11 protein-coding genes are annotated in these 12,133 nt (G+C 43.9%); all 11 read right to left on the bottom strand.

The features are described 5' to 3' along the window. Positions 1 to 255 (bottom strand): transcriptional regulator NrdR (locus ACEW8F_RS15225; protein ID WP_373484316.1); only part of this gene is annotated, 255 nt, incomplete at its 3' end. Positions 256 to 260: 5 nt separating this feature from the next. Next, on the bottom strand, positions 261 to 1,313 hold the full coding sequence (gene ftsZ / locus ACEW8F_RS15220) for a cell division protein FtsZ (RefSeq protein ID WP_035356806.1): 1,053 nt from the start codon (positions 1,311 to 1,313) through the stop codon (positions 261 to 263). Positions 1,314 to 1,582: 269 nt separating this feature from the next. Then, positions 1,583 to 2,428, bottom strand: a complete 846-nt coding sequence (locus ACEW8F_RS15215; protein ID WP_373484315.1) for a cell division protein FtsQ/DivIB — start codon at positions 2,426 to 2,428, stop codon at positions 1,583 to 1,585. Then, positions 2,428 to 3,531 carry an undecaprenyldiphospho-muramoylpentapeptide beta-N-acetylglucosaminyltransferase gene (gene murG, locus ACEW8F_RS15210; protein ID WP_373484314.1) on the bottom strand — a complete coding sequence of 368 codons (1,104 nt, stop codon included), beginning with the start codon at positions 3,529 to 3,531 and terminating at the stop codon, positions 2,428 to 2,430. Before murG ends, ACEW8F_RS15215 begins: the two co-directional genes overlap by 1 nt. 3 nt (positions 3,532 to 3,534) lie before the next feature. After that, the gene (gene ftsW, locus ACEW8F_RS15205; RefSeq protein ID WP_373484313.1) at positions 3,535 to 4,674 is read right to left on the bottom strand and encodes a putative lipid II flippase FtsW; all 1,140 of its coding nucleotides are present in this window, start codon (positions 4,672 to 4,674) and stop codon (positions 3,535 to 3,537) included. 18 nt (positions 4,675 to 4,692) lie between these two features. Continuing rightward, positions 4,693 to 6,054, bottom strand: a complete 1,362-nt coding sequence (gene murD / locus ACEW8F_RS15200; RefSeq protein ID WP_373484312.1) for a UDP-N-acetylmuramoyl-L-alanine--D-glutamate ligase — start codon at positions 6,052 to 6,054, stop codon at positions 4,693 to 4,695. A 12-nt stretch (positions 6,055 to 6,066) separates the two neighbouring features. Then, entirely contained in the window at positions 6,067 to 7,041 is a 975-nt protein-coding gene (gene mraY, locus ACEW8F_RS15195) for a phospho-N-acetylmuramoyl-pentapeptide-transferase (RefSeq protein ID WP_373484311.1), read from the bottom strand. Next, the gene (gene murF / locus ACEW8F_RS15190) at positions 7,041 to 8,414 is read right to left on the bottom strand and encodes a UDP-N-acetylmuramoyl-tripeptide--D-alanyl-D-alanine ligase (RefSeq protein ID WP_373484310.1); all 1,374 of its coding nucleotides are present in this window, start codon (positions 8,412 to 8,414) and stop codon (positions 7,041 to 7,043) included. The genes mraY and murF overlap by 1 nt, the downstream gene beginning before the upstream one ends. Positions 8,415 to 8,570: 156 nt before the next feature. Continuing rightward, complete coding sequence (locus ACEW8F_RS15185; RefSeq protein WP_373484309.1) at positions 8,571 to 10,979, bottom strand: penicillin-binding transpeptidase domain-containing protein; 2,409 nt, start codon at positions 10,977 to 10,979, stop codon at positions 8,571 to 8,573. A 61-nt stretch (positions 10,980 to 11,040) separates the two neighbouring features. Continuing rightward, on the bottom strand, positions 11,041 to 11,424 hold the full coding sequence (locus ACEW8F_RS15180; RefSeq protein WP_373484308.1) for a hypothetical protein: 384 nt from the start codon (positions 11,422 to 11,424) through the stop codon (positions 11,041 to 11,043). A gap of 15 nt (positions 11,425 to 11,439) precedes the next feature. After that, positions 11,440 to 12,133, bottom strand: a 694-nt coding sequence (gene rsmH, locus ACEW8F_RS15175) for a 16S rRNA (cytosine(1402)-N(4))-methyltransferase RsmH (RefSeq protein WP_373484307.1), incomplete at its 5' end; no start/stop codon positions are given.

Below are 12,133 nucleotides of genomic sequence, written 5' to 3'. Positions count from 1 at the left end.
TTTAATGGTATCAATGGGAACCGGCCGTTTTTCACAGGCCTTAATCATGCCATTGAATATTTTATTTTTATCGAAGGCTGTTCGTTGACCGCCTTTTTTAACAACAATCAGCGGGATGTTTTCGACCCGTTCGTAGGTCGTGAAACGTTTATTGCAGCGATTGCACTCCCTGCGTCTGCGGATCATTGTTCCTTCTTCGGATGGTCGTGAGTCGACCACCTTGCTGTCATCGAACGCACAATACGGACATTTCATAAGTATTATTCTTGGGTCAGGAAATCTGGAATTGAAAATTCGCCAACCGAATCATTGGCACTCTTAACAACTTTTTTAATAACGGCTTTCTTTTCTTTTTCGCCGCCAGATAAAAAGCCTGTCGCAATAACTGTAATTTTGATTTCATCGCCTAAGGATTCGTCAATGGTTGCCCCAAAAATAACGTTGGCATCTGGGTCAGAAGCTTCTCTGGCAATACTGGCAGCCTTATCGACTTCAAATAAAGAAAGATCTTCGCCAGCGGTAATATTAAGCAGCACCCCGGTTGCTCCATCGATCTGAGTTTCCAGCAAGGGACTGAGAATCGCCTGTTTAGCAGCTTCTTCCGCACGGTTATCACCTGTAGCACGACCAACACCCATATGAGCCAGGCCAGTATCTTTCATAATGGTTTTAACATCGGCAAAATCAAGACTGATCAGTCCTGGCATAGCGATCAGATCCGAGATGCTTTTGACGCCCTGGAGTAACACATCGTCGGCCAGTTTGAAGGCATCTTTGAGAGAGGTTGATTTATCAGCCATTCTTAATAGTCGGTCATTTGGGATCGTTACCAGAGAGTCAACATTTTCCTGTAAAAACTCACTGGCAATCTGGGCATTACGCATCCGTACCCGGCCTTCGAAAGAGAAAGGTTTGGTAACAACACCAATAGTTAAAATTCCCATGTCTTTTGCGATTTTTGCAATAATCGGAGCCGCACCGGAGCCGGTTCCGCCACCCATACCGGCTGTTAAAAACAGCAGATCGGTATCTTTGATCATATCTGCTATGGCATCCTTACTTTCTTCTGCCGCTTTCTGACCAATCTCAGGATTTCCCCCGGAACCAAGTCCCTGGGTAATTTTTTCCCCGATTTGAAGTTTCTTTTCAGATAAAGCCAAGGCCAGGGCTTGTTTATCGGTATTAATCGCAATAAAATCCACGCCCTTCATTCCGGCTTCAATCATCCGATTAATGGCGTTATTTCCACCACCACCGACACCTATAACACGAATTTTTGCAAAATTATCGTAATTCCCATCTAATTCAAACACTTTTATTCCTCCTCTTACTAAACAGCTTTCTCGTTCTAAATTAATTTCTCGTGTATCTTTTTTCCCGAAACTTTTGAATTGTTTCAGTTGCTTTTTCATCTTTAATAACACTTCTTCCCCTTATTCATGGCAGCAGAAATGTTCACTCCTTTATATTAACCTTTATTTACAAATTTTTCAACTATTGAATAATAAATTAAGTAAAATAACACCATTATTTTATTGTCAAACAAAATAATAAGCAGAAATCATAAGAAGTGCAAAAACTTCTAACGGGGTTTGATGACTGGCTTTGTACCCGCTGCTAAATTAATAATCATATTGCTGGTGTTTTTGTCCAGGTTTGTTTGGATATAAGCTTTATTATCCACATAACTATTATAATCCCATAGAATGAAAACCGTCCCATTTTTCGTGACAATTTCATAGGTGTTCACATCAGTCATCCGCACTTCGGAGATTTTCCCCAAATTGTCATCATTTTTTAAATCTTCCAGAATGTTCATCACGGTGTCAAAACGCCAATAAGGCTCGATCACCACTTCTTTGCCAATTTCTGAGATCGTAACGGCATCACTACCGAAGACCAGCGGGATATCTGTTTTTCTTAAGTACTCCCCATCTTCAATCAGTTTTTTGTCTTCGGTAAGATAATAAACCTTATTATCGTAATTAACGGCACAAATTGGTATCGATTCCACCATCCGGATCAGAATCTTATTCGGCATGATCTTGGAAATTTCCAATTCGTCCAAATTCATCAAGGCATTAATATTATAATTTGCCTGATTGACATCAATCAAAAAAATACTTTCCCCAATACTTATTCCTGATGCTTCAACCACAGTCTGGACATCAACAATTTCGTTTCCAACCACTTCAATTTCGGCCACGTTAAAAATTCCCAGATTGACAGCCTGATAAACGCCGAAACTAATAACGCCAATTACCCCTAAAATAATCAGGATTGTAACCAGCCCTTTCATCAGTCGTTTGCGTTTATTTATTTTTCGCTGTCGCCGTCGCTGTTCCCGGAGTTCCTGCTTTGACAGCTCGTGATTTTGTGGTTTTTTTATGCTTTTTTCTTTGGGTTTTTTCTTCTTTGATCGTTTCATTAATTCTCCATTAATTTATTTATTTCGTCATAAATCCGATCTCCGGCATTAATAATGCTTTGTTTTTTGACTATTTGGCTCATTTTCAGGCGTTTTTCCTCGTCTTCCAATAACGATTCCACAGTTTGGATCAGTAGCGCCCCAGTTAGTTCTTTATCTTTGATGAGAACCCCTCCGCCCGGATCACTAATCACCCGGGCATTGAATTCCTGATGATTGCCGGCTGCCATGGGGTAAGGAACCAGAATTGAAGGCACCCCCACCGCTTGAATTTCAGCCACCGACATCGCTCCAGAACGGCTGATCACAAGATCAGCTGCCCCTAAAAGGCGATGAACCTCATTGCTGTAGGCGTCAATAATAACATGACCGGATGGTGAGCGCCCCAGGTTTTCGACTTCTTGTTTGATAGACTCATACTGATCTTTTCCGGTTAAATGATAAATTACCCGATCATCTCGATTTTTATACGATGCGATCAATGACAGGGCGCTTTGATTGATGGAACCGGCACCCTGGCTGCCGCCCATAATCAAGATCATTTTTTGTGAATCTGAAAGGTTCAGGTTCTTCCGCAATTCGCCTCGGTCAATCTGATGATATTCAGATCGCACCGGATTTCCAGCCAGAAAGGTTCGTTCCTGAGGAAAATACTTTTCAGCCTCTTTGAAACTGATGGCAATCCGATCCACCCGTTTCCCCAGCATCAGATTTGTTTTGCCGGGGTAGGCATTCTGTTCATGAATCATTGTTTTGATTTTCCGGCGGCTGGCGATTAGGAGTAGCGGACCGGCGGTAAAACCGCCGGTTCCAATAACCAGATCCGGCTGATGTTTCTTGATTATTTTTTTAGCATCGCTAAGCCCGTCAAAAATCCCTTTAATTGCCGCCAGGGTTTCCAATGAAGCTTTTCGTTCAAATCCCCTGACCCGAATATACTCAATCGGATATCCAAACTGGGGAATAATATTTTTTTCCATCCCCACCATCGATCCGATGAAGATTATTTCTGCCCCAGGGTTTTCGCTTTTTATTTTTTCAGCAATAGCCAGACCCGGATATATATGTCCCCCGGTTCCGCCCGCTGCAATAAGTACTTTCACAGTCTACCTCGCAATCTTTTTCTTGGTTAGTACTGGTTTTCTATTTTGCTCCAGTTTCTTGCCCAGATCAACATTTCTGGAGATATTTAATATCGGGCCCATCATCGCAAACAGAATGATCATCGAGGAGCCGCCAGCACTGATAAAGGGCAAGGCCATTCCGGTTACCGGGATAATCGCCGAGGCAACGCCGATATTTACCAAAACCTGGAATGCCAGCAACAGCATTACGCTGCTGGTATACAAATAGGCAAAGGTATCCTGGGATTTCTGGGCAATTTGGAAGCCCCGCCAGATAACAAAGGCAAACAGACCCAAAACCAGTAAACATCCGATAAAACCAAATTCTTCAGCAATATTGGCAAAGATAAAGTCATTTTGCAACTCCGGCAAAAATAGATACTTTTGTTTGCCATTCCCCAGACCCCGGCCAAAAATCCCTCCGGTACCGATGGCTAAAAGCGACTGGGAGATCTGGTAATCATACCCCCCTTTGCCCAAAAAAACATTAAAACGATCCAACCGCCAGGGTTCGGCAATCATTAAACCAGCCACCGCCAATAATCCAAATCCCAGATAGGGATAAAAGAGCTTGAATTTAATGCCGCCAAAATAAAGCACCCCGCCAGCTGCCAGAGCGATGGCCATGGCTGCACTCAAAGACGGCTCAATAGCAGTCAGGCCACAGATCAGTCCCAGGGGAAGCATACAATTGAGTAAAAACGGTATGTTTTCTTTAATAATGCCCGGTCTTCGGGAAATAATGGTACTGAAATAAAGAATAACAGCGACCTTGGCCAATTCAGAAGGCTGAAAGGTAGTTACTTTTAAATCAATCCACCGCCTCGCATCATTTACCTTTAAACCAATCCCCGGAATTAAAACGATAATCAGGAGAAAAACAGAAATCACAATACCGACAAGATAGTATTTTTTATAAACCCGGTAATCAATCTTGCTCATGACCCCCATGACGGTTACACCTAAAATGACAAAAACCAATTGTTTCAAGAACAGAGCATAACCTTTTTCCCCACTAATCGTGGATGAGTACATGCTGGCACTGAATACCATGATAACCCCAATGCCCGCCAACAACATCAGCGCAATCAAAAAGGGGCGATCTATTTTTCCATTTTTCATGGTTTACTCCTTGGATTCTTATTGATTTTCGGTCACCAGTCGTTTAAAAACCCGACCTCGAATTTCATAGTTGTCAAACATATCCCAGCTGGCACAAGCCGGTGATAATAAAACCGTATCACCGGATCCTGCTGCTGCTTTGGCACAGGCCACCGCTTCCTCGTAATTGTCAACTTTAGTAATGGCCGTAAAACCCTTGGCATTGGCCGTTTTAATCAGATCATCGGCGGTCACGCCTAAAACGATGAGTCGTTTGACCCGCTTTGCCACCAGTTCCATCAGCTCGGAATAATCTTCCTTTTTATCATAGCCTCCAGCCAGCAGAATAATCGGTTCTTTCACCGCATTAAGAGCCGTAATGGTGGCATTGGTATTGGTGCCTTTGGAGTCGTTAATATAGGTCACCCCAGCAAAACAGCCCACCATTTCCAGCCGGTGTTCCACTCCTTTAAAGGTTTTAAGTACCTGGACAATGACTTCCAGCTCAACTCCTGAAAAATAGGCCAGGGTCAGCGCTGCCAGGGCATTCATGGTATTGTGAGGACCGATGATCCCCAGCTCGTCTTCCCGACAGACCGCAATCGTATCCTGGCCGTTATTAATATGGATTTCGCCATTTAAACACCAGGCACCATAATTCACGGTTTTTTTATAACTGAAGAGCGCTTTTTTTGAAAGCGCTTTTTCACCTAATTCGCAGACTAAGGGGTCGTCCCCATTTAATACCAGCAGGTCTTCAACCCTTTGATTTTCAAATATCCGCCCTTTGGCGGCCACATAATTTTCCATGGTCAGGTGACGATCCAGATGATCTGGGGTCAGATTGAGAATCGCCGCCGCCTGAGGCCGAAAGGTATGGATGGTCTCCAATTGGAAACTGCTGATTTCGGTCACAAATACCTCGTCTTCGGTGGCGCTGTCCACATAGTTAGTAATCGGATCGCCAATATTTCCCACCACATAGGTTCCCCGGCCTGAAGCTTTGAATATTTCACCCAACAGGGTGGTAGTGGTGGTTTTTCCATTGGTTCCAGTAATCGCAATAAAAGGTGTTCTTGTCAATCGATAGGCCGCTTCAACCTCTCCAGTGACAGGAATACCCTGTTCGTAGGCAGCTTGAATGATCGGGATAATCAACGGCACCCCGGGGCTTACCACCACCTCATCAATTACCTGTAAAACCGCCGGACTTGGCTGAATACCAAAAATCGATTCAAAATCCGAATTTTTTTCATAATCGAGAATCTGGGGAAATTCTTTTAAGACAATGCCAGATGCCCGGGTATCGGTTAATACCACTGCTTCGCCATGATTTAATAATAATTCTGTGACAGCTACACCACTCCGGGCGGCTCCGATCACCAAAGTCCTTTTTCTCATAATGCGCTTCTCCTATCCTAAACAAATAAATGCAATGGTTACAAAAATGGCGGTGGCAACCCAAAAGACGGTGACAACCCGGGTTTCGCTCCAACCAGACAATTCGAAATGATGATGAATGGGAGCCATCTTAAAAAAACGTTTTCCCCCGGTGGATTTAAAATAGCCCACCTGGATGACAACTGATAAGGCCTCGATGACAAACAAGGCTCCGGCGATGAGCAGAAAAATCTGCAGCTGGGTAATAATTGCCATGACTACAACAGCTCCCCCCAATGCCATCGAACCAGTGTCTCCCATAAAGATATCAGCTGGATTTGAATTATGTCTTAAGAAACCCAAGCATCCCCCAATAATGGCACCAATAAAAATACTGGTACTGGCCTGGGGCAGAACCAGAGAACCGACAAAAAAGAAAATGGCGACAATCAGACTTACCCCCGATGCCAATCCGTCCAATCCGTCAGTTAAATTTACTGCATTGACAATGGCTACCACGGCGATAAAGGTAAATGGCACATACCAGATCCCGAAATCAACGGTCTGGTTCATTAACGGCACCACCAGTTCCGAACCAATCGCCGGTGAATAATAAGCATAGAGGGCAATCGCCACAGCGCCAATACACTGGAGCACTATTTTCTGCCAGGCCCGCAGACCCAGATTATGCTTTTTGGCGACCTTGATATAGTCATCAATAAAGCCCACCGCTCCAAAATAGAGCATCACCAGTATTGGGAAGAAATCCCAGTTTCCGATCAGCGCTGACAAGAGAATAAACGAAACCAATACCCCCAATTGAATCACCAGTCCGCCCATAGTTGGGGTTCCTGATTTCTCAAGATGGCTTTGGGGGCCTTCTTCTCTGATGGCCTGACCAAATTTCAGGCGTTTGAGCATGGGGATAAACCGGGGAGTCACAAAATATACAACAAAAAAAGAAATCAGCAGACTGATCAGTCCCGTTTGTAAAATTGTCATTTCCATTATTGACCGCCTTCCTTAATAAAATCAACAACCCGTTCCAGACCCATTCCCCGGGAGGCTTTAATCAGAACGACATCTTCGGGCTGAACAATCTCTTTTAAACATGCTCCGGCTGCCAATGCATCGGAAACCTGATAGACCTGTCCGGCATTTTCATAGCCCCGACAAATCTCTTGACCCAGTTTGCCAACCCCGATTAAAATATCCGCCTTATCCCTGGCGTAGCTACCCACTTCAAGGTGAGCCGCCGGGCCATATTCGCCCATTTCCAGCATATCGCCGAGAATCGCAATTTTCCGCTTGTAGTCGCGACCCAAGGTTGCTAGCACATCCAGGGAAGCCCGCATGGCATCAGGATTGGCATTGTATGAGTCATTAATAACTTTGATTTCCCCCACTGTGAAAATATCCATCCGATTGACGCTGGGAACAAAGGCATCGAGCCCTCTCTGAATGTCCGCTTGGGTCATTTTATAGAAATATCCTAAGCCAATGGCTACCAGACAATTATAAACATTATGTTCACCAGGATAATTAAATGTGAAGACTTCGTTTCGATCTTCCCATTTCACCTGTATTTCCAGACCAGACTGACTGGACGTGTAGTTCAGCGCTTTGACAGTATGCTCACCTTTCAAGCCAAAGGTTTTAACCAGGTAACGGTTTTTTTCATCTTTTATTTTTTTTAAAAATTCATCATCCCCATTGACATAGGCAACCCCTGCACTGGTTAAGGTTTGAAGGATTTCTCTTTTAGCCAGATAAATATTCTCCTGGGTTTTGAGGCGTTCAATATGACTGAGCCCCACATTAGTAATTACACTGATATCTGGATCAACCAGCTGGATTGATTTCGAAATATCCCCCAGATGATCCATTCCCATTTCAATAACTGCAATCTGATGGTCTGATTCCAAATTACACAGGGTCTGGGGAATTCCGTATTCATTATTAAAGTTCCCTTCTGTTTTTAAGGTATGATACTTTTGTGAAAGCACCGCTGCCACCAGATCCTTGGTGGTCGTTTTACCGCTGCTGCCGGTAATGGCGATCACCGGGATGCTATAGCGATGCCGGTTAAAACCAGCCAGAGCTTTCATGGCCGCTAATGTGGAAACGACATAAATAACCGTCATTTTCGCTGGAAACGATCGCTTTCTTTCCTCGGTCAGACAAACCCTGCCGCCATTTGAACAGGCCTGACTGATATAGTCGTGGCCGTTATTTGTTTCCCCAATTATAGGCACATATAAGTCATTGTTGTTTATTTTTCGGCTGTCAATAGCAACATTTGTAATTGCCAGCGAACGTGTTCCCTGGAGCAATTCCCCCCGGGTAATGTGGAGTATTTCATCAATACTGATACTTTCCATGGATATTACCTGAACTTTCTTTTTATTTTAGTTCGATCTTACTCAATTCGAGTCAATTTTGCAACCCGATCATCTGTCCAAAAAGACCCTGATATTATATCAAACTTTAAACATAAAGAAAAGCAAGGATTTCCCCCTCGCTTTTCTTTTAATCTTCTATGGGGTAAACGTCACGCTGACGTCACTGCCCAGATCCACAACGGTTGTTGCTGCCGGAGTCTGACTTGACGCAAAACCATTACCTGTTATTTTAAGGTTTAACCCCAATCCAGTGAGGATTTCATTGGCACTTTGAATGGATAATCCTTTTAAGTCAGGAATAATAACCGTTCCTGCCGCCGCGCTGTCCGCATTTCCCAATGCCAAGATCAATTCACTATTAGGATCATAGATCGAATTGGTTGGAAGGCTTTGATTCGCAACCGTAGTCCCGCTGGTGGCCGGATCAACGACGTATTTTATCCCTTTTTCATTGAGAATGCTGGCGGCGAAATCGATGTTCTGACCGACCAGATCGGGAACTGTGATCGTTCCCTTTTGAATTTCTTCAGTTGCTGCCCCACTGAGGGTGGTATCGGCCGAGTTGTAATTCAGCGCCTGTTTCATTAAACTGATGGCAGTTGGTGCCGCACTGGTACTCCCATAGGCACCTGCTGCCGGTTCGTCCAAGACAACATAGACAGAATATTTGGGATCTTCCACCGGGGAAAAGCAATAAAAAGAGGTGACATACTTTGAACTGGAATATTCACCATTGATGAACTTTTCGGCCGTCCCTGTTTTTCCACCAATACTGTAACCTTCTGAAAGAGCCGTCATATCGGAATCGTAACCCACCACCTTACGCATGATTTCTCTGGTAGCTGCCGATGTTTCCTTAGAAATAATCTGTTTTGGGGATTCAATTGCCTGTCCCTTAGTTTCACTGGAAATAATCGTCGGTTTGACATAATAGCCATCATTGACGACACTATTTATCGCACTGACGATTTGAATCGGCGTTACCGCCAAACCCTGTCCAAATGAAAAGGTGGCATAATCCACTTCATTGATCCCACCATTAGCGGTGGATAAACGATTGACAATTCCGGCTTCTTCGCCGTCGAGCTCAATCCCGGTGGTTTCTCCCAGACCAAAATTATAAACATACTGATAGAAAACATCCGGATTCAATTTTTCAATAATCTGAACCAGCCCCGGATTACAGGAATGGGCAATGGCATCAGAAACCGTCTCGGCTCCGTGTGGTCCGGTGGCGCAATTAATCACCGCATCCCCAATTTGGATCGATCCATCACAATACACCACCGTATCTGGGGTGACCACCCCTTCTTCCAGAGCGGCGGCCCCGGTCAGTGCTTTAAAAGTGGAACCCGGTTCGTAGATAAAACTGACTGCCTGGTTCTTATACATTTCAGCCAGTTTATCCTGATCTGTTTTTCCGGTCAGATCCGCCGCATGGGTCGCTGCAAAATTAGGATCCAGAGTAAATGGATCATTGAGATTATAATCGGGGGTAGTCGCCATGGCCACTACTTCTCCGGTTTTAGTTTCCATCACAATGGCGGTAACACTTTTAGTTTTCCAGGTCGCCGCTGCTTCCTCTACTGCCTTTTCAGCCATCAGCTGAATATTACTGTCAATGGTTAAGACAATATCCTCTCCCTGTACCGGTTCCTTAAGAATCTTTGTCTGGGACGGAATCTGATTACCATCGGCATCTTTTTGAAAATAAACAACCCCATCCTCGCCGCTTAACACATCTTCATAGGTTGCTTCGACGCCGTAGAGTCCACTATAATCGGTCCCGGTAAAACCGAGGATATAGGAAGCAAAATTTCCATTGGTATAATAACGGCGGTAATCATCAAGCAATTCAATCCCGTTATAGCTTTGGATTTCGCCTTCTTCATCTTTAATTGCTTCCGCTTCCCTAATTTCCAAGGCCAGGGTATTGTCGACCTTCCCTAAAATCAGAACCGGCTGATTTTCTTTTCGGGTAGCTTTGTCGTAAAGCGACTCATAATCGTAATCCAGATCTTTGGAGATAGCTGACGCCACTGCTTCAGCATCTTTGATACTGATCGGTTCAAAATACAAGGTCCCATCCTCAATACTCACGCCAGCAAAATTATGGCTGAGCACAATAACTGCAGCTCCCTGACTGATACCGGTTTTTACTTCAACAATGTCATTCTCCAGAACTGAGATCTTTGTCTGTACCTCTTCAACCTTCAAACCCAGTTTGCTGCCTAATGTTTTGGCCAGCCGCTCCGGATCTTCCACCTCATAGGGAATCACGTTTACCGCAGTGGCTGACGAATCTTTGGCCAGAACATTTTTGTTCCGATCATAAATATCCCCTCGCGATGCCTTAATTGGCACTTCTTCAACCAGCTGGTCCACTTGCCTTTCATATTTTCCGGTCGAATTTACAATTTGCAGGGAAAACAATTTCCCAATAACAATAATTAAGCACAATGAAAGTACAACCATGGCAATCATGATGCGATTCTGCTTGCCGACCGGTCCAATCTCTCGTTGTGCCTTCTTTTTTATATTCACATTTTTTCTCCAAATTTTTATTTAGTTAAGCTTACCTGATTCAGCTTAAATAAACCCTAACTTAAAATAAATTTTCAAACCAGCTCTTAACAATTTGTGAATCTGTCATCAATGACTCTTCCTTTTTTTTGGTCACCAATTCCCGACGATATTGTTCCTGAACTGGTTCGCTCATACCATAACCTCTGGCTTGAGCCTCAATCGATTGAAGATTCATATTGGTTACCAACTGACCTTCTTTGCTGTCATTAACTTGTATGGCATCCTCCAGATTTTTCTGGAGTTCTCTAATTTCTGTATTTTTTTCGGTGATCAGTGCATGCTGAAATAATATGCCGACCATCGCCACAAACGCAATCAAACCAATAAGCATCACATAAGAGCTTGTGGTCATATGTTTTTCTTTCTGTTTAGGCATTTTCATTCTTTTTTCTGTGGTCACCATGGAATGCTCCTTTGCTTAGCTTTCTGTTTCCAGCTTTTCAACAATCCGTAGCTTCGCACTTCGAGAACGCCGATTTTCTTCCAGCTCATCAATCCCCGGAACAATCGGCTTTCTTGAAATAAGCTTCACTTCCGGAAATTTTCCACAAACACATTGGGGAAAATCCGGCGGGCATGTGCAGGGATTGGCTTTGTTTTTAAAGAGATGCTTAACCACCCGATCCTCCAGTGAATGAAAGGTAATAACACACATTCTTCCCCCTGGTTTCAGGGCTTCAAGACCCTGGGTTAAAGCATCTTCCAATATTTTTAATTCCCCATTGACTTCCAGTCGAATGGCCTGGAATGTTTTTCTTGAGGGATGTTTTTCTTTAAAACGTTCCTTGGGAGGATAAGCATTTTTGACAATTTCACTTAACTCCAAAGTGGTGGTGATTCGCGCAAGCGTTCTGGCTCTAACGATGGATTTTACGATTTGGCTGGCAAATTTTTCTTCTCCATAAAGAAACAGTATTTTTTTTAGTTCCCCGGGAGCATAGTCGTTTACCACCATTTCGGCAGTTAGCTCAGCCGACTGGTTCATCCGCATGTCCAGAGGACCATCGTTATGATAAGAAAAGCCTCGGGTATCGTCATCCAGTTGAAATGACGAAACCCCGAGGTCATATAGAATACCGTCGATTCCAAAGAGATGGAGGCCCTTTAGAACC

The organism is Acetobacterium sp. (assembly GCF_041752335.1).
GTDB lineage: Bacteria > Bacillota > Clostridia > Eubacteriales > Eubacteriaceae > Acetobacterium.
This window is presented reverse-complemented; position numbering and strand designations above follow the sequence as displayed.